The sequence below is a fragment of the Mesorhizobium sp. M0292 genome (assembly GCF_040321695.1).
Lineage (GTDB): Bacteria > Pseudomonadota > Alphaproteobacteria > Rhizobiales > Rhizobiaceae > Mesorhizobium.
The window spans coordinates 74,284-97,429 of the sequence record NZ_JAMYSB010000015.1 but is presented as its reverse complement, the minus strand read 5'-3'; the positions used below and the strand labels follow the sequence as shown (position 1 = coordinate 97,429).

At 62.9% G+C, this 23,146-nt stretch carries 20 protein-coding genes and 2 pseudogenes; 16 read left to right on the top strand and 6 right to left on the bottom strand.

From position 1 onward, the window contains the following. Positions 1 to 65 precede the first annotated feature (65 nt). Both NKI96_RS22085 and ilvN read left to right on the top strand, forming a co-directional pair. Positions 66 to 1,862, top strand: a complete 1,797-nt coding sequence (locus NKI96_RS22085) for an acetolactate synthase 3 large subunit (RefSeq protein WP_023668351.1) — start codon at positions 66 to 68, stop codon at positions 1,860 to 1,862. Positions 1,863 to 1,943: 81 nt separating this feature from the next. After that, positions 1,944 to 2,516 (top strand): acetolactate synthase small subunit, encoded by a 573-nt coding sequence (gene ilvN, locus NKI96_RS22080; protein ID WP_023668352.1) that lies wholly within the window; start codon positions 1,944 to 1,946, stop codon positions 2,514 to 2,516. 11 nt (positions 2,517 to 2,527) lie between these two features. Here the strand turns inward: ilvN and NKI96_RS22075 are convergent, their stop codons facing one another. Further along, positions 2,528 to 2,908 (bottom strand): metalloregulator ArsR/SmtB family transcription factor, encoded by a 381-nt coding sequence (locus NKI96_RS22075; RefSeq protein ID WP_023702997.1) that lies wholly within the window; start codon positions 2,906 to 2,908, stop codon positions 2,528 to 2,530. A 156-nt stretch (positions 2,909 to 3,064) separates the two neighbouring features. Here NKI96_RS22075 and NKI96_RS22070 point away from each other — a divergent pair. From NKI96_RS22070 to NKI96_RS22040, 7 genes and pseudogenes are all read left to right on the top strand, one after another. Beyond that, positions 3,065 to 4,020 (top strand): annotated as a pseudogene (locus NKI96_RS22070) (acyl-CoA desaturase). A 123-nt stretch (positions 4,021 to 4,143) separates the two neighbouring features. After that, positions 4,144 to 4,740, top strand: coding sequence for a LysE family translocator (locus tag NKI96_RS22065; RefSeq protein WP_023688075.1), 597 nt, complete (start codon positions 4,144 to 4,146; stop codon positions 4,738 to 4,740). Positions 4,741 to 4,965: 225 nt separating this feature from the next. Continuing rightward, positions 4,966 to 6,255, top strand: coding sequence for an efflux RND transporter periplasmic adaptor subunit (locus NKI96_RS22060; protein WP_023688076.1), 1,290 nt, complete (start codon positions 4,966 to 4,968; stop codon positions 6,253 to 6,255). After that, positions 6,252 to 9,413: an efflux RND transporter permease subunit gene (locus tag NKI96_RS22055; protein WP_352789981.1), complete on the top strand. Its 3,162-nt coding sequence runs from the start codon at positions 6,252 to 6,254 to the stop codon at positions 9,411 to 9,413. The genes NKI96_RS22060 and NKI96_RS22055 overlap by 4 nt, the downstream gene beginning before the upstream one ends. Before the next feature lie 65 nt (positions 9,414 to 9,478). Beyond that, the gene (nthA, locus tag NKI96_RS22050) at positions 9,479 to 10,102 is read left to right on the top strand and encodes a nitrile hydratase subunit alpha (protein ID WP_023668357.1); all 624 of its coding nucleotides are present in this window, start codon (positions 9,479 to 9,481) and stop codon (positions 10,100 to 10,102) included. Next, on the top strand, positions 10,099 to 10,758 hold the full coding sequence (gene nthB, locus NKI96_RS22045; protein WP_352806148.1) for a nitrile hydratase subunit beta: 660 nt from the start codon (positions 10,099 to 10,101) through the stop codon (positions 10,756 to 10,758). Before nthA ends, nthB begins: the two co-directional genes overlap by 4 nt. Next, the gene (locus NKI96_RS22040; RefSeq protein WP_023735937.1) at positions 10,745 to 11,119 is read left to right on the top strand and encodes a nitrile hydratase accessory protein; all 375 of its coding nucleotides are present in this window, start codon (positions 10,745 to 10,747) and stop codon (positions 11,117 to 11,119) included. The genes nthB and NKI96_RS22040 overlap by 14 nt, the downstream gene beginning before the upstream one ends. Positions 11,120 to 11,160: 41 nt before the next feature. Here the strand turns inward: NKI96_RS22040 and NKI96_RS22035 are convergent, their stop codons facing one another. Further along, positions 11,161 to 11,463, bottom strand: a complete 303-nt coding sequence (locus NKI96_RS22035) for a hypothetical protein (RefSeq protein ID WP_023668360.1) — start codon at positions 11,461 to 11,463, stop codon at positions 11,161 to 11,163. Between the two features lie 242 nt (positions 11,464 to 11,705). Here NKI96_RS22035 and NKI96_RS22030 point away from each other — a divergent pair, with 242 nt between their 5' ends. Continuing rightward, complete coding sequence (locus NKI96_RS22030; protein WP_352806145.1) at positions 11,706 to 12,833, top strand: ATP-dependent DNA helicase; 1,128 nt, start codon at positions 11,706 to 11,708, stop codon at positions 12,831 to 12,833. Between the two features lie 34 nt (positions 12,834 to 12,867). Here NKI96_RS22030 and NKI96_RS22025 read toward each other — a convergent pair whose 3' ends face one another. Further along, positions 12,868 to 13,287 carry a SpoIIAA family protein gene (locus NKI96_RS22025; RefSeq protein WP_023682069.1) on the bottom strand — a complete coding sequence of 140 codons (420 nt, stop codon included), beginning with the start codon at positions 13,285 to 13,287 and terminating at the stop codon, positions 12,868 to 12,870. Positions 13,288 to 13,399: 112 nt separating this feature from the next. On the opposite strand from NKI96_RS22025, the gene NKI96_RS22020 reads away from it, so the two are divergent. The 4 genes from NKI96_RS22020 to NKI96_RS22005 all read left to right on the top strand — a co-directional run bounded on the left by NKI96_RS22020 (position 13,400) and on the right by NKI96_RS22005 (position 19,269). Continuing rightward, the gene (locus tag NKI96_RS22020; protein ID WP_352806142.1) at positions 13,400 to 14,140 is read left to right on the top strand and encodes a pyridoxine 5'-phosphate synthase; all 741 of its coding nucleotides are present in this window, start codon (positions 13,400 to 13,402) and stop codon (positions 14,138 to 14,140) included. A 77-nt stretch (positions 14,141 to 14,217) separates the two neighbouring features. Next, positions 14,218 to 16,131: a potassium transporter Kup gene (locus tag NKI96_RS22015; protein WP_352806139.1), complete on the top strand. Its 1,914-nt coding sequence runs from the start codon at positions 14,218 to 14,220 to the stop codon at positions 16,129 to 16,131. Between the two features lie 141 nt (positions 16,132 to 16,272). Then, entirely contained in the window at positions 16,273 to 18,192 is a 1,920-nt protein-coding gene (locus tag NKI96_RS22010) for a potassium transporter Kup (RefSeq protein WP_023815543.1), read from the top strand. 36 nt (positions 18,193 to 18,228) lie between these two features. Further along, positions 18,229 to 19,269, top strand: coding sequence for an SDR family oxidoreductase (locus NKI96_RS22005; protein ID WP_352806136.1), 1,041 nt, complete (start codon positions 18,229 to 18,231; stop codon positions 19,267 to 19,269). Between the two features lie 50 nt (positions 19,270 to 19,319). Here NKI96_RS22005 and NKI96_RS22000 read toward each other — a convergent pair whose 3' ends face one another. Beyond that, positions 19,320 to 20,210 (bottom strand): SDR family oxidoreductase, encoded by an 891-nt coding sequence (locus NKI96_RS22000; protein ID WP_023706160.1) that lies wholly within the window; start codon positions 20,208 to 20,210, stop codon positions 19,320 to 19,322. A gap of 138 nt (positions 20,211 to 20,348) precedes the next feature. On the opposite strand from NKI96_RS22000, the gene NKI96_RS21995 reads away from it, so the two are divergent. Both NKI96_RS21995 and NKI96_RS21990 read left to right on the top strand, forming a co-directional pair. Beyond that, on the top strand, positions 20,349 to 20,756 hold the full coding sequence (locus NKI96_RS21995; protein WP_023690335.1) for a winged helix-turn-helix transcriptional regulator: 408 nt from the start codon (positions 20,349 to 20,351) through the stop codon (positions 20,754 to 20,756). A gap of 75 nt (positions 20,757 to 20,831) precedes the next feature. Then, positions 20,832 to 22,067: pseudogene (locus NKI96_RS21990) on the top strand (FAD-dependent oxidoreductase); the annotation flags it as partial. Here the strand turns inward: NKI96_RS21990 and NKI96_RS21985 are convergent. Together NKI96_RS21985 and NKI96_RS21980 are read right to left on the bottom strand one after the other, a co-directional pair. Then, positions 22,030 to 22,752: a glutathione S-transferase family protein gene (locus tag NKI96_RS21985; protein WP_352806188.1), complete on the bottom strand. Its 723-nt coding sequence runs from the start codon at positions 22,750 to 22,752 to the stop codon at positions 22,030 to 22,032. The pseudogene NKI96_RS21990 and the gene NKI96_RS21985 overlap by 38 nt on opposite strands. A gap of 37 nt (positions 22,753 to 22,789) precedes the next feature. Continuing rightward, positions 22,790 to 23,095: a Rieske (2Fe-2S) protein gene (locus tag NKI96_RS21980; RefSeq protein WP_032900229.1), complete on the bottom strand. Its 306-nt coding sequence runs from the start codon at positions 23,093 to 23,095 to the stop codon at positions 22,790 to 22,792. Between the last annotated feature and the right edge of the window lie 51 nt (positions 23,096 to 23,146).

Sequence of the window (23,146 nt, the reverse complement as noted above, 5' to 3'; positions counted from 1 at the left end):
TATTGCCCGAAACACGACTAAACGACCAGCAATCGCCTCATGGCTAGAAGTACGGGACCAGACCGATGAGCAACGGACAGAACGAACGGCGCGAAATGCCAAACAGGGAAATGACTGGCGCCGAAATGGTGGTGCAGGCGCTGAAGGACAATGGCGTCAAGCATGTCTTCGGTTATCCCGGCGGCGCGGTGCTTCCGATCTATGACGAAATCTTCCAGCAGGACGAGGTCGAGCATATCCTCGTCCGCCACGAGCAAGGCGCAGGGCATGCGGCCGAAGGCTATGCCCGCTCGACCGGCAAGGCCGGCGTCATGCTGGTGACCTCCGGCCCGGGCGCCACCAATGCGGTGACGCCGCTGCAGGATGCGCTGATGGATTCGATCCCGCTGGTCTGCCTGACCGGGCAGGTGCCGACTTCGCTGATCGGCTCCGACGCGTTCCAGGAGTGCGACACGGTCGGCATCACGCGCCCCTGCACCAAGCACAACTGGCTGGTGAAGGACGTCAACGAATTGGCCGCCACCATCCATGAGGCCTTCCATGTCGCGACGACCGGCCGCCCCGGCCCGGTGGTGGTCGACATTCCGAAGGATGTGCAGTTCGCCAAAGGCATCTATGTGCCGCCGCAGGCGGCGCCGCGCACCAGCTACCAGCCGAAGGTCCAGGGCGACCTGGAAAAGATCAAGGCCGCCGTCGAACTGATGGCCAGCGCCAAGAAGCCGATCATTTATTCCGGCGGCGGCGTCATCAACTCCGGTCCGGAGGCCAGCCATTTGCTGCGCGAACTGGTCGATCTCACCGGCTTCCCGATCACCTCGACGCTGATGGGCCTCGGGGCCTACCCGGCATCGGGCAAGAACTGGATGGGCATGCTGGGCATGCACGGCACTTATGAAGCCAATATGGCGATGCATGATTGCGACGTGATGATCTGCATCGGCGCGCGCTTCGACGACCGCATCACCGGACGGCTGACCGCCTTCTCGCCCAACTCGAAGAAGATCCACATCGACATCGATCCATCGTCGATCAACAAGAACGTGCACACGGAAGTGCCCATCATCGGCGATGTCGGCCGGGTGCTGGAGGACATGGTGCGGCTGTGGCGGGCGAGCGCCAAGGCCGACAAGAAGGCGCTCCATCCCTGGTGGGAGCAGATCGCCAAATGGCGCGCGCGTGACTCGCTCGCGTTCAAGATGAACCACGATGTGATCATGCCGCAATATGCCATCCAGCGGCTCTACGAACTGACTAAGGACATGGACACCTACATCACCACCGAGGTCGGCCAGCACCAGATGTGGGCGGCGCAGCACTATCATTTCGAGAAGCCGAACCGCTGGATGACGTCGGGCGGGTTGGGCACGATGGGCTACGGTCTGCCGGCTGCGCTCGGCGTGCAGATCGCGCACCCGGACGCGCTGGTCATCGACATCGCAGGCGACGCCTCGGTGCAGATGACCATGCAGGAGATGAGCGCGGCGGTGCAGCACAATGCGCCGATCAAGATCTTCATCCTCAACAACCAGTATATGGGCATGGTGCGTCAGTGGCAGCAGCTGCTGCACGGCAACCGCCTGTCGCATTCCTATACCGAAGCGATGCCCGACTTCGTCAAGCTGGCTGACGCCTATGGCGGCCACGGCATTCGTTGCGAGAAGCCGGACGAGTTGGACGATGCGATCAAGGAGATGATCGCGGTGAAGAAGCCGGTGCTGTTCGATTGCCGGGTGGCGACGCTCGCCAACTGCTTCCCGATGATCCCGTCGGGCAAGGCGCATAATGAAATGCTCCTGCCCGACGAGGCGACCGACGAAGCCGTGGCCAACGCCATCGACGCCAAGGGCAGGGAACTGGTCTAGGTCCAAGCCGGGGCAGGGCTGTCGCGAGAAGCCGTGCGCAAACAGAGAATTAGCTCAAAGTCTGAAATCGAGATTCATGTCATGAACGCACAGCTTCAACCGACCGGCTCCGCCTATTTCATCGCCAAGGAAACGGAAAAGCCGGAGAACCACACGCTCTCCGTTCTGGTCGACAATGAGCCCGGCGTGCTTGCCCGGGTCATCGGCCTGTTTTCCGGCCGCGGTTATAACATCGAGAGCCTCACCGTCTCCGAGACCGAACACGAGAAGCACCTGTCACGCATCACCATCGTGACGCGCGGCACGCCGCATGTGCTGGAGCAGATCAAGCATCAGCTCGAGCGCATCGTGCCGGTGCACCGCGTCGTCGATCTCACCGTGCGCTCGCACGAGTTCGGCCAGGAGCGGCCGCTGGAACGCGAGCTGGCGCTGGTCAAGGTCGCCGGCACTGGCGAAGCCCGCGTCGAGGCGCTGCGTCTGGCGGATGCTTTTCGCGCGTCGGTCATCGACGCCAACACCGAGCACTTCATCTTCGAGATTACCGGCAAGGGTTCGAAGCTCGACCAGTTCATCGCCATCATGAAGCCGCTCGGCCTGGTCGAGATCTGCCGCACCGGCGTGGCGGCGATGAACCGGGGCCCGCAGGGGATGTAGTCTCAGTCCAACTATTTTACCGGCTTGGGATCGACCTTGCCGCTCGCCAGATTCTTACTCTCCCTTTTGATCGGGCGTGATACCGGACAGACGTCCTGGACGAAGCCGTTCAGCGTGTTAACCAGATTGTTCTGGACCAGCGAGTAGCGGATGAATTGTCCCTGCCGCTCCCTGGCGATGAGGCCGGCCGTCTCCAGGATGCTCAGATGCTGCGAGATCGACGGCTTCGACATGTCGAAGCGCGCCGCGATCTCGCCCGCGGTCAGCGAGGAGTGGGCGAGATAGGCGAGGATCTTGCGCCTCGGCTGCGATGACAGCGCCTCGAACACGCGCTGTATGGCGCTGCTTGCCCCGATAGCCGTGTCGCCATCCGCTGCATTGTCTTCGATCACCGCCTGCCTCTGTCGTTTCGCTTCCGGTATTTAGTCTATTGCCTAAATACCTAAATCGGAATAGTAGATAGTTAGCTTATTGCCTAAATAAGCGCCGGCGCGCCGGAAGGCAAGGCTCTTTGGTACGGAAATGTTTCCTGCAGAGGAGGGGTACCGATGAAGACCATATCCACAGGCAGAATGATCTCGCAGCCCTGAGCGATGCCGAAGATGGCGAGGTCGTCTGGATGCCGGCCAAGTCGATCTGGGTCGGTGCGATGACGCTGATTGCGTTGGTGTTCGGGCCGCTGACCTTCAGCTGGAGCGCTTTCGCCCTGTTCGTAGCGACGACGGCGGTGACGATCTGCGCCGGACACTCGGTCGGCATGCATCGCCTGCTCATCCATCGCTCGTTCAAGGTTCACATCTGGCTCGAACACGCGCTGGTCTATCTCGGCACGCTCGTCGGCATGGCCGGTCCGTTCGGCATGATCTATGCGCATGACATACGAGACTGGGCGCAGCGCCAGACGGCCTGCCACGAGCTGCACGCCCACCGCCGGCCTTTCTTCACCGACGCTTTCTGGAAAATGCATTGCGCCGTGGCGTTGCGCAATCCGCCTGACTTCGTCATCGAGCCGTCGATCCGCAACGACCGCTTCTACAGATTTGTCGAGCGGACCTGGATGCTGCAGCAACTGCCGTGGACGATCCTTTTCTTTCTGCTCGGCGGGTGGAGCTGGGTGGTCTGGGGCATTGCGGTGCGGATCTCGGTGTCGCTGACCGGGCATTGGCTGGTCGGGCATTTCGCACATCGCAGCGGGCAGCAGGGCTGGCGCGTCGATGGCGTTGCCGTGCAGGGCTACAACCTGCCGCGTTTCGGCCTGGTGACCTTTGGCGAGAGTTTCCACGGCAATCACCATGCGTTTCCCGAATCCGCAAAGCTCGGCCTGGAACGCGGGCAGATCGATCTCGGCTGGCTCTTCATCCGCATCCTGGCTGCCCTCGGCCTCGCGCATGGCGTGAAGCTTCCCGGGAACACGCCGAGGCGCAAAGGCCTGCGGCGTGTGGCTGGCCGTCAGGAGGCCGCCGCCGCTCCCAGCCTGTTGTCGGCGCGGGCCCACGGCAGGTAGACTGTGCCGGCCTGGCTGGCTCGGGATAGGCGGATCACGGCGGAGCGCTTTGGACCAATGGAATGAGGTTGCGTCCAGCGCTCTGTCGATTTAAGTCAGCATTGCTGACCTTTGTGAGCCGTCATGACCCTCGACGCTTTCCTTGCCCTTTTGGTCTACGCCTTCGTGACCTCGATCACGCCGGGGCCGAACAACCTCATGCTCTTGGCGTCGGGCGTGAATTTCGGCCTGGTCAGAACCATCCCGCATATGCTGGGCATCAGCATGGGTTTCCTGGTGCTGTTGCTTGCTGTCGGCTTTGGCCTGGGCGCGGTGCTTACGGCGTTTCCGGCCTTGCACACCGGATTGAAGATCGCCGGCGCTGCCTATCTGCTCTATCTCGCCTGGAAGATCGCCATGTCGCGCTCGCTGTCCAGCAAGGGTGAGACGGAGGCACGGCCGATGCGGTTCATCGAGGCAGCCGCATTCCAGTGGGTCAATGCGAAAGCCTGGGTGATGGCGATCACCGCCATGGCCGTCTACTCCAATCCGGACCACCCGTTCCTGTCGGTGGCGCTGATCGCGATCGCCTTCACCGTCGTCAACCTGCCGAGCGTCTCGATGTGGGCCGGTTTCGGCACAGCGCTGCGCGGGTTCCTGTCGGATCCGGTGCGGCTGAAATGGTTCAACATCGCCATGGGCGTGCTCTTGGCGGCGACGCTCTGGCCGATGCTGAAATAGACGCATCCCGCCTGAGATCTCAACCGCATCCTGGCTGGTTTTCCGACTGCTGAGCCGGCTGCATAGTCATTGTGCAGTGCACATTAAATCTTCGTAATGCCGTGTTTTGGCCCTTTTCCGACAAATGTGCGTCCTATCTACTTCGGCGAGATCGCGGCAAGGCGCCGTGATTGCGTAGAATGAGACCACCGGGTTCGGCGTGTCGGATCATAGGGCTTTTAGTCGATGCGCGGTAAAGTCGTTCTGGCGGTGGTGGTGGCAGCGGCCTGTGTCGCCGCGGCATGGGTCTATTTTTCGCCGGCGGCGATGAGCAGTCTGCAGCAGATGCTGCCGGGCGCCAGGCAGACGGCAGCGGCGGACAAGCCGGCTGGATCGGACAAGGCTTCGGCCGACAAGGCAGGGGGCAAATCCGGCGCCGGCGGCAATGCCGCCCGTTCGGCCTCGATCGTCTCGGCCACCGCGACAACGGCCGATTTTCCGATCCGCCGTTACGCCATCGGCTTCGTGTCGTCGCCGGCCGTGGTCAACATCAACGCCCGCGTGTCCAGCCAGATCGTATCGATCGACGTCAAGGACGGCCAGATGGTGAAGGCCGGCGACCTGCTGTTCTCGCTCGACGACAGGGCGCTCAAGGCGCAGCTTGCCAAGGATCAGGCGACGCTCGCCAAGGACCAGGCGCTGCTAACCAGTTCGGGCTCCGACCTTCAGCGCGCCAAGGATCTCGTCGCCAAGCAGGCCGGCACGCAGCAGACTTACGATCAGGCGGTGGCGGCGCAAAAGGCTGCCGCGGCGACGGTCGATGCCGACAAGGCGACGATCGACGCCGACAATGTCCAGCTCGGCTTTGCCAGCATCAAGGCGCCGATTGCCGGCCGGCTGGGCGCGGTCAACGTTTCGGTCGGTGACCTCGTCACCTTGAGCAACGGCAACTCGAGCACGGCCACGCCGCTGGTGACGATCACCGAGATGGATCCGCTGCAAGTCAACTTCAACCTGCCGGAGAGCAACCTGGCGCTGCTGCACAAGGCGCTGGCCAACCCGCAGCAAGGCGCGGTGACGCTGACCAAGGATGGCGATCCGACGCCGATCGGCAACGGCACGCTCGACTTCGTCGATTCCAGCGTCGACACCGCGTCCGGCACCATCGCGACACGGGCGAGCATTCCCAACGCCGATCTTTCACTGTGGCCCGGCCAATATGTGAATGTCGTGCTCGACGCTGGCATCATGCCGCAGATGACATCCATCCCGACCGTTGCCGTGCAGCCCAGCCAAAAGGGACCGTTCGTCTATGTCGTCAAGCCCGACAACACGGTCGAGATGCGACCGGTGCAGGTGGCGCTGACCGAAGGCGAAAACAGCGCCATCAGCGAGGGCGTCAAATCAGGCGAGAAGGTGGTGGTCGAGGGCCAGACCAGGCTGAAGGACGGCGCCGCCATTCACGAAGGCAAGGCGGCCGGCGGTGATCAAGCTGCTCCCAAGGTCGCCGAGGCCGGCAAGGCGGCTGCCCAATGATTTCCGAATTCTGCATACGCAGGCCTGTCGCCACGCTGCTGATGTCGTTCGCCCTCGTGCTGGGCGGGCTGTTCGCCTACAAGTTCCTGCCGGTGGCGGCGCTGCCGAGCGCCGAATTCCCGGTCGTCAACGTCTCGGCCACCCTGGCCGGCGCTTCGCCCGAAACCATGGCCACTTCGGTGGCGACGCCGCTGATCAAGCAGTTCGCCACCATTGCCGGCATCGATTCGATCTCGACCAGCAATTCGCTGGGACGCACCTCGATCGCCATCCAGTTCGTGCTCAACAGGGATATCGACGCTGCCGCCGCCGATGTGCAGGCAGCGATCGCGCGCACGCAGCGCCAGCTGCCGCCCGAGATGACGGCGCCGCCGAGCTATCGCAAGGTCAATCCGGCCGACGCGCCGATCCTTTTGATGTCGCTGGTCAGCGACACGGTTCCGCTCACCGACCTCGACGCCTTCGCCGAAAACGTCATCTCGCCCTCGCTGTCGACCATCGACGGCGTGGCGCAGGTGTCGATCTTCGGCCAGCAGAAATATGCGGTGCGCGTGCAGATCGATCCGACCGCACTTGCCGCGCGCGGCATTTCGATCGATCAGCTGCAGACGGCGATCGCCTCGGCCAACTCAAACACGCCGCTTGGCGTGTTGCAGAACGACAAGCAGCAGCTGACCATCACGGCCAATACGCAGCTCACCGATGCCGCCGGGTTCTCCAACCTCATCATCGCCACCAAGAACGGCCATCCGGTGCGGCTGGGCGAGGTGACCCGCGTCATCGACTCGGTCGAGACCACGACGACTGCAAGCTGGTATGACGGCACGCGCGCCATCATCCTGGCGGTGCAGCGCCAGCCCGACGCCAACACCGTCGACGTCGTCGACAAGGTCAAGGCGATGCTGCCGTCGTTCAAGGACCAAATGCCGGCCGCCGCCGACATCAAGCTGCTCAACGACCGTTCGACCTCGATCCGCCAGGCCGTCGACGACGTCCAGTTCACGCTGCTTCTGACGATCGCTTTGGTGGTGACGGTGATCTTCGTCTTCCTGCGCCGGGTGACCGCAACCATCATTCCGGCCGTGGCGGTGCCGATCTCGCTGATCGCGACGCTCGGCGCCATGTTCCTGTTCGGCTTTTCCATCGACAACATCTCGCTGATGGGACTGACGCTCGCAGTCGGCCTCGTCGTCGACGACGCCATCGTCATGCTGGAAAACATCTTTCGCCACATGGAGGAGGACGGTCTCTCGGCCTTCGATGCCTCGCTGAAGGGCGCGCGCGAAATCGGCTTCACCATCATCTCGATCTCGATCTCGCTGGTGGCGGTGTTCATCCCCGTGCTTCTAATGGGCGGCGTCATCGGCCGCATCTTCAACGAATTCGCCGTCGTGGTGACGGTCGCGATCCTTGCCTCGATGTTCGTCTCGCTGACGCTGACGCCGATGCTGTGCTCAAGGCTGCTGTCGGTGACCAAGGCCGATCGCGACAAGCACGCCCCCGGCCACAAGCAGGACTTCGTCACCCGCGGCTATGATCGGCTTCTGACATTCTGCCTGCGCCACACTTTCCTGGTGTTCCTCGTTTTTGTCGGCACGGCGGCAGGGTCGGTGTGGCTGATCGAAGTCTCGCCGAAAGGCTTTTTCCCGCAAGAGGATATCGGCCAGATCTCGGTGACGACGATCGCCAGGCAGGACATCTCCTACGACGCCATGGTCAAGCTGCAGAACCAGGCGGCAAGTGTCTTCTCGCGTTCGCCCTATGTCTCGCATGTGGCCTGGTCAGCCGGCGGCGGCAACAATGCGCTGAACCAGGGCCAGCTCTATGTGCAGCTGAAGGACAAGAGCCAGCGCCCCGACATCGATAAGGTGCTGTCGGATCTGCGGCGGCAGCTGGCCGTCGTGCCGGGGATCGATGCCTATATGCAGCCGGTGCAGAACCTGCGACTTGGCGCGCGTTCTTCCGCCAGCGCCTACCAGCTCGTCGTTCAGGGCCTCGATACCGGCCTGACCGACACATGGGCGCAAAAGCTCAACGATGCGATGGCGGCCGATCATGCGAATTTCACCGACGTCACCAGCGATCTGCAGAACAATTCATTGCAGGCGACGCTGGTGGTCGATCGCGACAAGGCGGCGTCGCTCGGCATCGACACCGACACGCTGCGCTCCAGTCTCTATGGCGGCTTCGGCACGGAGCAGGTCTCGACGATCTTCGGCTCGGCCGACAGCTACGAAGTCATCATGGAGCTCGATCCCAACATCGAATGGTCGCCCGAGCGCATGCTGGCCATCCAGGTCAGGACGGCAAGCGGCAGCCTGGTGCCGCTCGGCGCCTTTGCCCGCGTCGACCGCACCGCCGGCGCGCTGACGGTCAACCAGCTCGGCCAGCTGCCGGCGGTGACCATCTCCTACAACCTGCCGCAAGGCGTGGCGCTGGGCGACAGCACGGCCCGCATCGCCGCGCTGAAGGAGCAGATCGGCATGCCGCCGGCGATTTCGACCAGCTTTGCCGGCACCGCCAAGACCTTCCAGGATTCGCTGGCCAATCAGGGCCTGCTGATCGGCGGCGCCGTTCTGACCATCTATATCGTACTCGGCATCCTCTATGAGAGCTTTATCCATCCGCTGACCATTCTGACCGGCCTGCCTTCGGCGGTGCTGGGCGCGGTGGTCGCGCTGCGCTTTGCCGGCATGGACCTGTCGGTGATCGCGGTGATCGGCATCCTGATGCTGATCGGCATCGTCAAGAAGAACGGCATCATGATGGTCGACGTCGCGCTGGAGCTGCGACGAGAAGGCATGTCGGCCAAGGAATCCATACACAAGGCGTGCCTGATGCGTTTCAGGCCGATCATGATGACGACGTTGGCGGCGCTGATGGGCACGTTCCCGATCGCGCTCGGCACCGGCGCCAGTGCTGAGCTGCGCCAGCCGCTCGGTGTCGCGGTGGTTGGCGGTCTCCTGGCGTCGCAGGCGCTGACGCTGTTCGTCACCCCTGTCATCTATGTCTATTTCGAGAATTTCTCCGGCTGGCTGGTGAGCTTCTTCTCTTGGAAAAAGAACAGGCCGGAGCTGCATGCGGTCGAGAGCGGCGAGCAGGCCTCGCTGTTCGCTCCCGAGGATCGGCTCGAGCCGCAAAGGGCCGCCGCCGAATAGGCGATAGCCCGTGGCCCAAGCTGTCATGCTTGCGGCCGCGTGCCGCCGATCCTAATCTGAGGGTCATGTCCCATGATCATGACCACGACAATGAGCTCGACCCGTTTGCGGCGCGCGTGCGCGCGCTGGAGACCATCCTCACCGAAAAAGGCCTGATCGATCCGGCGGCGATCGACGTCATCGTCGACACCTACGAGACCAAGATCGGGCCGCGCAACGGCGCCAGGGTGGTGGCGAAAGCCTGGAGCGATCCGGCCTATGCCGAGTGGCTGAAGCGCGATGCGACGGGAGCGATCGCTTCGCTGAGCTATAGCGGCCGCCAGGGCGAGCACATGCAGGCGGTGTTCAACAGCGACGAGACGCACAACCTCGTCGTCTGCACGCTGTGCTCCTGCTATCCGTGGTCGGTGCTCGGGCTGCCGCCGGTCTGGTACAAGGCGCCGCCCTATCGCTCGCGGGCGGTTATCGATCCGCGCGGCGTGCTGGAGGAGTTCGGGCTGACCTTGCCGGCGGAGAAAAAGATCCGCGTCTGGGATTCCACCGCCGAACTGCGCTATCTCGTGGTGCCGATGCGGCCTGACGGTACCGAAGGCTGGAGCGAGGACCAACTCGCCGAACTGGTCAGCCGCGATGCCATGATCGGCACGGCGGTGGCCAAAGAACCCGGGACAAAGAAGGTACCGGCATGAACGGGCCGCAGGATCTCGGTGGGCAGATGGGTTTCGGGCCGGTCGCGCCCGAAAAGGACGAACCGTATTTTCATGCGGATTGGGAAAGGCGGGCGCTCGGCGTCACGCTGACTGCCGGCGCCATGGGCGCGTGGAACATCGACGAGAGCCGGCACGCCAGGGAATCGCTGCATCCGGCCGTCTATTATTCCTCAAGCTACTACCAGATATGGATCAAAGCGCTCGAGGTGCTGCTGAAGCGCCATGGCTTCGTCAGCGAGCGCGATCTGACGGAAGGTCGGGCGGTCGATCCGGCGGCGACGCCCAAAAGGGTGTTGAAGGCCGAAAACGTTCCGGCGGTGCTGGCCAAGGGCAGTCCCTGCGACCGGCCGGTCGAGACGGCGCCGCGCTTCAAGGCCGGCGACCCGGTGCAGACAAGGAATTTCAATCCCACCGCCCACACGAGGCTGCCGCGTTATGCGCGCGGCAAGCACGGAGTTATCGAGGCCGTGCGTGACGGTTTTGTGTTCCCCGACAGCAACGCGCATGGCAACGGTGAAAATCCGCAATGGGTCTATACCGTGGTCTTCGATGGCTCGGAAATCTGGGGCGAGGGCGCCGACCCGACGCTGACCGTCTCCATCGACGCCTGGGAGAGCTATCTTGAGCCGGCCTGAAGGTGCACTGCCGGCGGGTCTGGACGAACCGGTATTCGCCGAACCCTGGCAGGCCGAAGCCTTCGCCATGACGGTGGCGCTGCATGACAAGGGCCTGTTTTCGTGGAGCGAATGGGCCGATGCGCTGTCGGCGCAAGTGAAGAAGCCGGGCGCCGCAAGCGATGGCCACGATTATTACGAGCATTGGCTGGCGGCGCTGGAAACGCTGCTGGCGGCCAAGGGCGTCGCCGGCAAAAACGATGTCGACACGCTCGCCGCCGCCTGGGAACGCGCCGCGCATGCAACTCCGCACGGCAAGCCGATTTTGTTGGAGAACGATCCCGGGCCGACCAGAGGTAGCGGCGGCGGCGCGAACATATAGTCCGCCTGTGGTTGGTGTTTGAAATCTGGCGGCCGATACAACTAATTTTCGACGACCATGCCTTCGTCGTCCCCATAGACAAACGCCTCAACGACGGCGAAGCGGCCACGGTTTTTGGAAATGGCGACGAAGTCGTTGTCACCCAAGTGGAGGATCACTTGCTCGTCGCTGATGGTAACACGTTCTATGGTTCTGGCATTTTCGTCGCTCAGACAGGCCGTGACCTCGGTATATATCGCGAACCCTGCGTCATCCGACAAGGAGACAACGATGCCATAACCAGGTTCGCCGATTTCGATCTTCTTTATCGACTTTCCGATCAGCCTGTCTGCGAACGACCTCATCAATATCCTCGCTTATAGGTGTCTGCGCCGATCTGCATCTCGATCATGTCCGTGATAGTGGCATTGCCCGATCTAGGTTCAAATGCCTGAATTCAAATCGTTCGTTATCCGCTTGCATGTTCACTTTACGTTCGCATTTGCGCCTGCTAGTTTGTCCCGTTGAAGGTGAGGCAATCCCATCGTTTTAAGCGGTGGTTGGCACCAAGCTTGTCTTTCTCTCGCGAATCCGGTCTGTCGAACCGATGGAATTCTCCCCCCAACAGGACGAGGCTCTGAAAGCGGTGGCGCGCTGGCTGAAAGAGGGCCGGCCGCAGGTCTTCCGGCTGTTCGGCTATGCCGGCACCGGCAAGACCACGCTGGCGCGCTATTTTGCCGAGCATGTCGACGGGCAGGTGCAGTTCGCCGCCTTCACCGGCAAGGCGGCGCAGGTGCTGCGTTCCAAGGGCGCGGTCAATGCCCGCACCATCCATTCGTTGATCTACCGGCCGAAGGGCGAGGAATCGGTGTCGGACGAGGTGACCGGCAAGACCTCGATGTCGCCGACCTTCTCGCTCAATCGCCAAAGCCCTATTTCACGGGCGAAGCTGGTGGTCATCGACGAATGCTCGATGGTCGACGAGCAGCTTGGCCGCGACCTTCTGAGTTTTGGCACGCCGATCCTGGTGCTTGGCGATCCGGCGCAGCTGCCGCCGATCTCGGGCGGCGGCTTTTTCACCGAGCATGAGCCGGATGTGCTCTTGACCGAAATCCACCGCCAGGCGCGCGACAATCCGATCATCCAGCTGGCGCTCGACGTGCGCGAGGGCCGCGAGTTCATGCGCGGCGACTACGGCAGCGCGCAGGTCATCGGCAAGGGGGACGTCACCCAGGAGCTGGTGCTGAAGGCGGACCAGGTGTTGGTCGGCACCAACCGCACACGCCGCCGCTACAATCAGCGCCTGCGCGAGCTGAAGGGTTTCAATGCCGGTTATCCGCAGGCCGGAGACAAGCTGGTCTGCCTGCGCAACGACCCCGCCAAGGGCCTGCTCAACGGTTCGCTGTGGAAGGTAATGACCTCGTCGCGCGAAACGGTGAAGCCGGGCATCAACCTTCTGGTCTCGCCCGAGGAGGACGATCCCGACCGCGGCGTCGCCAAGATCAAGCTGCTCAAGTCGGCTTTCGAGGATCCGGACGCCGATATCCCCTGGCAGCAGAAGAAGCGCTTTGACGATTTCGACTATGGCTACGCGCTGACCGTGCACAAGGCGCAGGGTTCGCAGTGGAACGATGTCGTGCTGTTCGACGAGAGCTGGGCGTTCAAGGAAACCCGCCAGCGCTGGCTTTATACCGCCATCACGCGGGCGGCAGAGCGGCTGACAATTGTTAGATAACTGGCGTTGGATAGCTGGCGTTAGATAGCCGGCGTCAGGTAGCAGCCGGCGCAGCAGGGCTGAGTGGCGTCGCACCCAGCCATTGCCAGGCATCCGCTTCATCCTCGGCCGCGAAGTGCCTGAACTCGATGGGTGGCGAAGCCGGAAGGAAGTTCCGCGCATCCGCTATCCAGTCGGGCTCACCGATCGTCGCGCACCGGGCGATATGCTCTAGCGCATGAACCGTACCTTGTTTCAGCGTCTCGTCGTCCATATCGATCCAGTCGACGCCCTCATGGTCGACCAGCCGCACCAAGACATCGATCCTCGGGTGCAGCGCGTAGGCAGCTTCCAGCAATCCAAACAGATTTTCGCCGTCGGCGGCAGAGACATGGCCGACGACGTCGATGGCGAAAAGGTCCTCACGGTCGGTTTCGAGGCGGCGGATCGCGGGCACGGACTGGAGAAAATTCATTGGCTGGGTTCCCCCTTGCGAGCAGATGTCATCACTGGAACACCCGAAAGCCCCTGTCTGTTCCCATCAAAGGCAGTATAGATGCGCTGCACAAACAGCCGGACCTCACGCCATGCCCGCGAAACTCTCGGTCAATCTCAACGCCATCGCCATGCTGCGCAACCGCCGCGACCTGCCGTGGCCGAGCGTCACCGGGCTCGGCCGCCTGGCGCTGGCGGCCGGCGCGCACGGGCTGACGGTTCATCCGCGGCCCGACGAGCGCCACACCAGGCATTCCGACCTGCCGGAGATCCGGGCGCTGATCGACGACGAGTTTCCCAAGGCGGAATTCAACATCGAGGGCTACCCGACCGAGGATTTTCTGGCGCTTGTGGAAAGGCACCAGCCGGAGCAGGTGACGCTGGTGCCCGACGATCCGGCGCAGGCGACATCGGACCATGGCTGGAACTTTGCCGCCGAGGCGGCGTTCCTTAACCCGATCGTCAAGCATCTGAAAAAAGGGGGCTTCCGCGTGTCGCTGTTTTCCGATCCGGATCCCACCGGCGTCAATGCCGCGCGCGACACCGGCGCCGACCGCATCGAGCTCTATACCGGGCCCTACGGCAGCTACCATTCCGATTCCGCCAAGGCGCGGAAGGAGCTGGAAAGATTGGGAAAAACCGCGGATGCCGCACTCGCCGCCGGGCTCCAGGTCAATGCCGGGCACGATCTGGTGGTGAACAACCTTCCGGCATTGGCAAAGCGCATTCCGGCATTGGCCGAAGTGTCTATCGGACACGGGTTGACAGCCGATGCGTTGGAGTATGGCATGGCCGGCACGGTGGGGCGGTTTCTGAAGGCTTGCGGTTGGTAGCGGTGGAAGGCTCGTGTCGAAGGTGATATCGCATGACAGCAAGCAAGGCGCACCGCACGATGATCGGGGAGTAGTCGATGGCTCTTTCCAGCATCGGTAGCGAGGCTGAACCCGTCGAACAACCGAACCACTCCCACACTGAACAGCACAGCACCAAAGTTCTGATGCTGGGCGCGCTTGGCGTCGTCTATGGCGATATCGGCACCAGCCCGATCTATGCCTTCCGCGAGGCGCTTCACGCTTCGCCTGGTACCGACACGCGTATAGATGTCCTTGGCGTGCTGTCGCTGATCGTCTGGGCGCTGACGATTATCGTCACCATAAAATACGTCGCTTTCGTGCTTCGCGCCGACAACAAGGGCGAGGGCGGCACGCTGTCCCTGATGGCGCTGGCGCGCAGCGCCTATCCAAAAGGCGCCAAGCTTATCCTCGGCATCGGACTTTGCGGGGCGTCGCTTTTTTTCGGAGACGCTATCATAACTCCGGCCATTTCCGTGCTGTCGGCAGTTGAGGGCCTGGAAGTGGTGACACCGACGCTGGAGGCCTATGTCGTTCCGATCACCTTGGTCATCCTGGCATTTCTGTTCTCCGTGCAGCGCTTCGGCACGGGGAAGGTGGCGGCAGTATTCGGGCCGGTGACGGCGCTATGGTTCCTGGCCATCGGCGTTTCCGGGCTCTACCACCTGATGGATGATCCTTCGGTGCTGTTGGCGATCAACCCGTATTATGCGATCGCCTACTTAGCCGGCACGCCGACCGCCGCTTTCGTGACCGTTGGTGCAGTGTTCCTGGCGGTAACGGGGGCCGAGGCGCTTTATGTCGACCTTGGACATTTCGGGCGCAAGCCGATCGTGCTCGCGTGGTTTTCCGTGGTGTTTCCTTGCCTGCTGCTCAACTACTTCGGCCAGGGCGCCTTTGTATTGGCGAATGGCGGCAGGCCGACCAATCCATTCTTCGAGATGTTGCCGGATTGGGCGCTGATGCCAATGGTCGGCTTGGCAACGGCCGCCACCGTGATCGCCAGTCAGGCGGTGATCTCGGGTGCTTTTTCGCTGGCACGTCAGGCAGTGCAACTCAACCTGCTGCCCCGCATCGAGGTGCAGCACACGTCCGAAATGCAGAGCGGCCAGATTTATATGCCGCGCGTCAACCTGCTCATCACCATGGGAGTGATGCTGCTGGTTGTCGGCTTCGGCAGCTCGAGTTCGCTGGCTTCCGCTTACGGAATTTCGGTGACCGGCGAGATGCTGATGACAACCATTCTGCTGTTCGTTGTCATGCGCAATTTGTGGAAATGGCAGCTTGGGCTCGCCCTGGCATTGGCGCTGCTGTTCGGCACCATCGACATGGGTTTCTTCCTGGCGAATGTCGTCAAGATCGTGGAAGGCGGATGGGTGTCAATATCCGTTGCCTGCCTCATGGGGCTGATCATGACCACCTGGATACGCGGCAGCCGCTATCTGTTCGACAAGACCCGTCGCAACGAAATCCCGCTCGATTTCCTCGCCGGCAATCTGTTGAAGAAGAAGCCGCAGCTGGTGTCCGGCACCGCCGTGTTCCTGACCAGCGATCCGCAAAGCGCGCCGACAGCGCTGATGCACAGCCTGAAGCACTACAAGGTGCTGCACGAGCAGAACGTCATTCTGTCGGTGGTCACCGCACCGCAGCCGCTGGTGCCCGACAGCGAGCGGGTCAAGATGGAGACAGTCAACGAGTTGTTCATGCGGGTGACGCTGACCTTCGGCTATATGGAGCAGCCCAACATTCCGCGCGCGCTGGCGATCTGCCGCAAGCAGGGCTGGAAGTTCGACATCATGACGACGTCGTTCTTCCTGTCGCGGCGCTCGCTCAAGGCATCGCCCAATTCCGGCATGCCGGTGTGGCAGGACAAGCTGTTCATCGGGCTCGCCCGCTCGGCGGCCGATGCGACGGAGTATTTCCAGATCCCGACCGGACGTGTGGTCGAGATCGGCACGCAGGTGGCGATCTGAGGTTTCCGGCAGCCTTTGACGCCACGCACCGGTCATTGCGGGGCAAGCCCTGCGCTGGGAACATGGTAGCCCTACCGTCACGGCACTTGATATTGCATCGCAGCAAGCGTAGAGCACCGCGCGCTTATCGGAGTGTCGTCCATGGCCCTTACCAATGCTGGTATTGAGGCAGAACCCGTCGAACAATCGAGCCATCCCGAAATCGAACAGCACAGCACCAAAGTTCTGATGCTGGGCGCGCTCGGTGTGGTCTATGGCGACATCGGCACCAGCCCGATCTACGCCTTCCGGGAAGCGCTTGTTGCGTCCTCCGGCGGCGAAATCGCCGAGCGCGGCGATATTCTGGGCGTGCTGTCGCTGATCATCTGGTCGTTGACGATTATCGTCACCATCAAATACATCATGTTCGTGCTCAGAGCCGACAACCGAGGCGAGGGCGGCGTGCTGTCGCTGATGGCGCTGGCGCGCGGCAGTTTCCCGACCCGCTCGGCGATCATCCTGGCCATCGGTGTTGTCGGCGCGTCATTGTTCTTCGGTGACGCCGTCATCACGCCGGCAATCTCGGTGCTTTCGGCGGTTGAAGGCATGAATGTCGTTACCCCGACCTTCCAGCCCTACGTCGTGCCGCTGACGCTGGTCATCCTGGCGATCCTGTTTTCGGTGCAGCGCTTCGGGACCGGCGGTGTGGCGCTGATCTTTGGCCCGATCACGGCGGTCTGGTTCCTGGCTATCGGTCTTTCGGGCTTGAACCACATCATCGCCGATCCCGAAATCCTGTGGGCGGTCAGCCCGCACTACATCGTCGCCTTCCTGATCAATTCGCCCGATGTCGCCTTCGTCACCATCGGCGCCATCTTCCTCGCCGTCACCGGCGCCGAAGCGCTTTATGCCGATCTCGGCCATTTCGGCCGCAAGCCCATCGTGCTCGCCTGGCTGGCCATCGTGTTTCCCTGCCTACTGCTAAACTATGCCGGGCAGGGCGCTTTCGTGCTGGCGAAGAACGGTCACGTCGGCCATCCATTCTTCGAGATGAACGAAGGCTGGACGCTGATCCCGATGGTGGTATTGGCAACCGCGGCGACGGTTATCGCCAGCCAGGCGGTCATCTCCGGCGCCTTCTCGCTGACCCGGCAGGCGGTGCAGCTCAATATGCTGCCGCGCCTCGAAATCCTGCACACGTCGGAACGGCAGTCGGGCCAGATCTACATGCCCCGCGTCAATGTTTTGCTGGCGTTGGCGGTGATGTTGCTGGTCGTCGGTTTCGGCGAATCGAGCAAGCTGGCCTCCGCCTATGGCATCTCGGTGACCGGCAACATGCTGGTGACGACGGTGCTGCTGTTCGTCGTCATGACGCGCATCTGGAAATGGCGGCTGTGGGTGGCGGTCGCCATGACGGCGGTGTTCGGCTTCATCGACATCGGCTTCTTCGCCTCCAACATCGTGAAGGTGTTCGAGGGCGGCTGGGCGTCGCTTGCGGTGGCCTTCACCATCGTTCTGGCGATGTGGACCTGGGTGCGCGGCAGCCGCTATCTGTTCGACAAGACCCGGCGCAACGAAATCCCGCTCGATTTCCTCGCCGGCAATCTGCTGAAGAAGAAGCCGCAGCTGGTGTCCGGCACCGCCGTGTTCCTGACCAGCGATCCGCAAAGCGCGCCGACAGCGCTGATGCACAGCCTGAAGCACTACAAGGTGCTGCACGAGCAGAACGTCATTCTGTCGGTGGTCACCGCACCGCAGCCGCTGGTGCCCGACAGCGAGCGGGTCAAGATGGAGACAGTCAACGAGCTGTTCATGCGGGTGACGCTGACCTTCGGCTATATGGAGCAGCCCAACATTCCGCGCGCGCTGGCGATCTGCCGCAAGCAGGGCTGGAAGTTCGACATCATGACGACTTCGTTCTTCCTGTCGCGGCGCTCGCTCAAGGCATCGCCCAATTCCGGCATGCCGGTGTGGCAGGACAAGCTGTTCATCGGGCTCGCCCGCTCGGCGGCCGATGCGACGGAGTATTTCCAGATCCCGACCGGACGTGTGGTCGAGATCGGCACGCAGGTGGCGATCTGAGGGGTCTCGAAGGGATAAATCGTCGAGGAGGCTAATATGAGCGGCGAATTGGTGCTGGTCACCGGCGGGTCCGGCTTCCTCGGCGCTCACTGCATCCTCGAACTGTTGAAGGCCGGCTACCGCGTCCGCACCTCCGTGCGATCGGCCAGGCGCGAAGCCGATGTGCTCGCCATGCTCAAGGCAGGTGGCACGGAGCCCGGTGACGCCCTTTCATTCGCCCATGCCGATCTGATGGCCGACGCAGGCTGGCCGGCGGCGGTGGCCGGCTGCGATTACGTGCTGCATGTCGCATCGCCTTTTCCGCCCGGCGTGCCCACGCATGAGGATGACCTGATCCTTCCGGCGCGCGAGGGCGCGTTGCGCGTGCTGCGGGCGGCGCGGGATACCGGGGTCAGGCGCGTCGTGCTCACCTCATCCTTCGCGGCCGTCGGCTATGGCAAAATGCGCGCGGATGGGCAGCCTTTCAACGAGGAAAACTGGACCGATCCGGCAGGCAAGGTCAGCGCCTATGTGAAGTCCAAGACGCTCGCCGAGCGCGCGGCCTGGGATTTCATCGCCGAGCAGGGCGGCGCGCTGGAGCTTGCGGTCGTCAATCCCGTTGGCATCTTTGGACCGGTGCTCGGCGCGGACCATTCGACCTCGACCGAATTTGTCCAGCGCATGCTGAACGGCGCCGTGCCTGGGCTGCCGCGCCTGTCCTTCGGCGTCGTCGACGCGCGCGACGTGGCGGATCTGCATGTTCGCGCCATGACCCACCCCGCCGCCAAGGGCGAACGGTTCCTCGCTGTCGCCGGCGATTTCATGACGGTCCGCGAGATCGCGCAGACCCTGACGACGCGGCTCGGGCCGGCGGCGTCGCGCGTCTCGACGCGGGAGTTTCCCGATTGGCTGGTGCGCATCATCGGGCTGTTCAATCCGGAAGCGGCCCAACTCGCAACGGAACTGGGCAAGATCAAGAACGCCACCAACGCCAAGGCGGTGCGCGTGCTCGGCTGGGCGCCACGCTCGCGCGAAGATGCTTTGATTGCCACGGGCGAAAGCCTGATCCGGCTGGGACTGGTCAAGCGACGTAAGTAATTGTGCGGGAGGCCGAACCTTAAGGGCTCGGCGTCCCGCAACGGCAGCTTTCAGCCGGCCAGTGCAGCCTTGTTCGTCTCCAGAAACTGCTTCAGCGGCACCGACTTTCGGCCGGAGAGTTTTTCGACCGCGTCTGTCACCATGCCGAGGTCACCTGCGCGTGCGGCAGCGTCGAACGACACCAGCACCTTGGCGAAGGGTTCAGGCAGGCCGGCCGACTTCATTCCCTCGGTCAGGGCTTCGTCGGAAAGCTGGATGACCTTGATCGGCTTGCTGGTGACCTCGGTGACCAACGCCGCCACTTCGGCAGCCGTATACGCACTGGGGCCGGTGAGCGTGTAAGTCGCGCTTTCGCTGCTGTCCGAGGCGAGCCCCGCTGCGATCGCCGCCGCGAAATCGTCACGCGTGCCGTAGGAAATGGCGCCGTCGCCGGCGGAGGTGTACCACTGACCCGACGCCAGAACCTGCGGCAACGCCATGAACAGGTTCTCGTTATACCAGCCATTGCGGAATATCGTGTAGGGGATCCCGCTCGCCTTGATCGCCTGTTCGGTGTCGTAGTGGTCGGGCGCGAAAACAACCGGCGAACCAGGCTCGGGGTTGGGCATCGAGGTGTACAGCAGGTGGCCGACGCCAGCCTGTTTGGCCGCCGTCACCGCCGCAAGCTGCTGCTCGCGCCGCTTCCCCTGTACCTCAAGTTCGTTGGTCGAGATGACGAGTGCCCGGTCGGCTCCCGCGAAGGCCTCGGCAAGCGATTGCGGGTCGTTGAAGTCAGCGGCTCTGACGACGACGCCGCGCGCCGCCAGATCGGCAAGGTTGGCGGGTGTACGGGTGGTGGCGATGATGCGGTTTGCGGGGATCTTTAATGTGTCCAGCAGGTGGTTGATGACGCCGCGGCCAAGCTGGCCGGAAGCGCCGGTGACGAGAAGGGTTGCGGTCATGGGGGATCCTGAGATTGCGCCGGGTGGCGGGTGCTTCTGACAGTCTCAAAAAGAGACCAGCACTAAAATAAGAATTGACCGGCCACCGTAAAGAAGGCAGTTTTTAGGGAGGTAGGCACCGCCAGGGAACCAGCAGCCATGGACGGCAAGGTCGTCAATCTGAGAACCAAGCTCAATATATTCAAAGCCACCAGCGATGGCGCAAACATTGCCGATTGCCCGGTTCGCGACGTGATGCAGGGCGTGAACGGCAAATGGAGTTCGCTGCTGATGGCGGCGCTCGCAGAGCAGCCCTATCGTTTCGGCGAGTTGCGGCGCCTGGTGCCCGACATCTCGCAGCGCATGCTCACCCAGACGCTCCACGATCTGCAGCGCGACGGCTTTGTTCATCGCGAAGTGTTCCCGACCAAGCCGCCAAGCGTCGAATACAGCCTGACCGATCTCGGCCGTTCGATGTTCGGCGCCTTGCATCAATTGATCCTGTGGGCCGAACTCAACCATGGTGCGGTGCGCAAGGCGCGCGCTGCCTTCGACGCCGGTGGCTGATATTTTGGTCCATGCAGCAAAGGCTTGATTTGACAATGGCGCTGAAGGATTGTCCGGCCAGTAGTTGGGCGGGCAATGGAAAAATCTCTCGACATCCCGATTGCGGGCGCCGGCCCGGCGGGGCTCGCCACCGCGCTCTATCTCAAGCGCGCGGGCCACAACGTCACCATCTTCGAACGTTTCGAGGAACCCAAGCCCGTCGGTTCCGGACTGATCCTGCAGCCGACCGGGCTGAGCGTGCTCGCCGATCTCGGCCTGCTCGACGACATTCTGGCGCTGGGGAGCCGCATCGAGCGTCTGCATGGCGCCGATGCCTCGAGCGGCCGCACCGTGCTCGCCGTGCGCTACGATGCGCAGCCTGGCGGCCGTTTCGGGCTGGCGGTGCACCGGGCGGCGTTGTTCAACATGTTGTTTCGCGCCGCGCAGCGCCAAGGCATCGCCATCGAAACCGGTGTCGAGATCGAGACGCTGGACGTCGGTGAGCGGGCGATCCTGATCTTCGACAAGAGCCGAACGGTGGGGGGCCGCAGGGCAGGGCCGTTCGACCTCGTGGTCGACGCCAGCGGCTCGCGTTCGAAGCTGCGCCGGTGCCTCAACGATCCGGCCCAGCCGCGGCAGCTCACTTACGGCGCGTTCTGGGCCTCGCTCGGCTGGCGCCAAGGCTTCGACGAAAATGCGCTGCTGCAGCGCTACGACAAGGCCAGCGTGATGATCGGCGTCCTGCCGATCGGCCGACCGGAACCGGGCGGGGAAAAGATGGCGGCGTTCTTCTGGAGCCTGAAGCCGGCGGATGCCGAAAACGTGCGCGCGGCAGGGCTCGACGCCTGGAAGGCGAGACTGGTCTCGCTGTGGCCACAGTGCGAGGCGTTCACCAGCCAGATCGACAGCTTCGACCAGCTGTCGCTGGCGCGCTACGGCCATCACACGATGAAGCTGCCGACCGGCCGCCGGCTGGCGGTGATCGGCGACGCCGCGCATTCGACCAGCCCGCAGCTCGGGCAAGGCGCCAACATGGCGCTGCTCGACGCGGCAGCGCTCAGCCATGCCTTGGCACAGACGGGCAACGTCGAGGCAGCGCTGGAAAGCTACGCCCGGGCGCGGCGATGGCATGTCCGGATCTTCCAGCTGCTGTCGCTGGCGCTGACGCCGTTCTACCAGTCGGACGGCACGATGCTGCCCTTCTTCCGCGACAGGCTGGTGGCAACCATCGCCAAAATCCCGCCAGTGCCAAGCGTGCTTGCCTCGATGGTGGCCGGCACGCTGATCGATCCGTTCAGGCGGATCGGGCTAGAGGAGGTGCACTGGCCAGATCATCCGGCGGGATCAGGGTCGAGAAAAGCGAATTTCTCGCACACAGGAATAGACGCAGCCGCTGCGGATAGTCCGGCGCCACGGCACCCTTGATCGAGGCGCGTTCGCTCAACGCCTTGCGCCAGGCCTGGACCAATGGCTTGCCGTCCAGAATGCCGAAATTGCCGATCCGGTCGAAGGCGTCGAGATAGCGGAAGACCGGGCCGTAGACGGCATCGACGAGGCAAAAGCACTCGCCATTGAACCACGGTCCGGCCTGGTCGGCCAGTTCGTCCTCCAGACGATCGAACATGGCCGAAAGTGCCGTGGACTCTGCCAGGAAGGCGGCCTCCGTCGAAGCCGTGTAGAACCGGCCGATGGCGTTCAATGTCGCCGAGCCGAACTCGATCCAGGCGCGATGCCGGGCACGGGCGTAGGCGTCGGCCGGATGCAGAGGATTGGCTTGCGTCTCCTCGAGGAATTCGAGAATGACGGCGGATTCGAAGATCACCGTCTCCTCGCCATTTGCCTGGACGATCAGCAGCGGCACCTTGCCCAGCGGCGAAATCGCCTTGAACCAGTCCGGCTTGTTGGCGAGGTCGATGGTGACACGATCAAACGGCACGCCTTTCTCGGCCAGCGAGATCGCCGCGCGCTGCACATAGGGGCATAGATGATGGCTGACGAGAATGAGCTTGCCAGTCATTTCATTCTTCTCAGGCATTTCATTCTTCTCAGGCATGTCACTCTCCCCAGACATAGTTCAACGCGCCGGCCTCGACGCGCGTCGACAGGAACATCAGTCGCGACGCTTTTGGCGCCGGACCTTCGATCCGGTCGCCTGATGTCATGTCGAAGGCGGCGCCGTGCCATTGGCAGACCAGCTTGCCGTCCTTGCAGTCGAGCGGCCCGCCGAAATGCAGGCAGACATTGGCGGCGGCGCGGATGCGCTCACCGCTGCGCCAAATATGGACCTCGCGGCCGAAGAATGGCGCGATCAGGCTGCCCGTCTGTGGGACGTCGGCGACTTTGCAGATTTCGTGTTTCATGGATCTTTCCCGGATTGATGCAGTTGCATGCATATAGATGCAAGTGCATCG

Bases quoted from the DNA above. Each gene is read 5' to 3' on its own strand.
- NKI96_RS22005 (WP_352806136.1), top strand. From the start codon at position 18,229: ATGAGCGGCGAATTGGTGCTGGTCACCGGCGGGTCCGGCTTCCTCGGC.
- NKI96_RS22065 (WP_023688075.1), top strand. From the start codon at position 4,144: ATGACCCTCGACGCTTTCCTTGCCCTTTTGGTCTACGCCTTCGTGACC.
- NKI96_RS21985 (WP_352806188.1), bottom strand. From the start codon at position 22,752: ATGACTGGCAAGCTCATTCTCGTCAGCCATCATCTATGCCCCTATGTG.
- NKI96_RS22085 (WP_023668351.1), top strand. From the start codon at position 66: ATGAGCAACGGACAGAACGAACGGCGCGAAATGCCAAACAGGGAAATG.
- NKI96_RS22000 (WP_023706160.1), bottom strand. From the start codon at position 20,210: ATGACCGCAACCCTTCTCGTCACCGGCGCTTCCGGCCAGCTTGGCCGC.
- NKI96_RS22030 (WP_352806145.1), top strand. From the start codon at position 11,706: ATGGAATTCTCCCCCCAACAGGACGAGGCTCTGAAAGCGGTGGCGCGC.
- NKI96_RS22035 (WP_023668360.1), bottom strand. From the start codon at position 11,463: ATGAGGTCGTTCGCAGACAGGCTGATCGGAAAGTCGATAAAGAAGATC.
- NKI96_RS21995 (WP_023690335.1), top strand. From the start codon at position 20,349: ATGGACGGCAAGGTCGTCAATCTGAGAACCAAGCTCAATATATTCAAA.
- NKI96_RS22055 (WP_352789981.1), top strand. From the start codon at position 6,252: ATGATTTCCGAATTCTGCATACGCAGGCCTGTCGCCACGCTGCTGATG.
- nthA (WP_023668357.1), top strand. From the start codon at position 9,479: ATGTCCCATGATCATGACCACGACAATGAGCTCGACCCGTTTGCGGCG.
- NKI96_RS22020 (WP_352806142.1), top strand. From the start codon at position 13,400: ATGCCCGCGAAACTCTCGGTCAATCTCAACGCCATCGCCATGCTGCGC.
- NKI96_RS22060 (WP_023688076.1), top strand. From the start codon at position 4,966: ATGCGCGGTAAAGTCGTTCTGGCGGTGGTGGTGGCAGCGGCCTGTGTC.
- NKI96_RS22015 (WP_352806139.1), top strand. From the start codon at position 14,218: ATGGCTCTTTCCAGCATCGGTAGCGAGGCTGAACCCGTCGAACAACCG.
- nthB (WP_352806148.1), top strand. From the start codon at position 10,099: ATGAACGGGCCGCAGGATCTCGGTGGGCAGATGGGTTTCGGGCCGGTC.
- ilvN (WP_023668352.1), top strand. From the start codon at position 1,944: ATGAACGCACAGCTTCAACCGACCGGCTCCGCCTATTTCATCGCCAAG.
- NKI96_RS22025 (WP_023682069.1), bottom strand. From the start codon at position 13,287: ATGAATTTTCTCCAGTCCGTGCCCGCGATCCGCCGCCTCGAAACCGAC.
- NKI96_RS21980 (WP_032900229.1), bottom strand. From the start codon at position 23,095: ATGAAACACGAAATCTGCAAAGTCGCCGACGTCCCACAGACGGGCAGC.
- NKI96_RS22010 (WP_023815543.1), top strand. From the start codon at position 16,273: ATGGCCCTTACCAATGCTGGTATTGAGGCAGAACCCGTCGAACAATCG.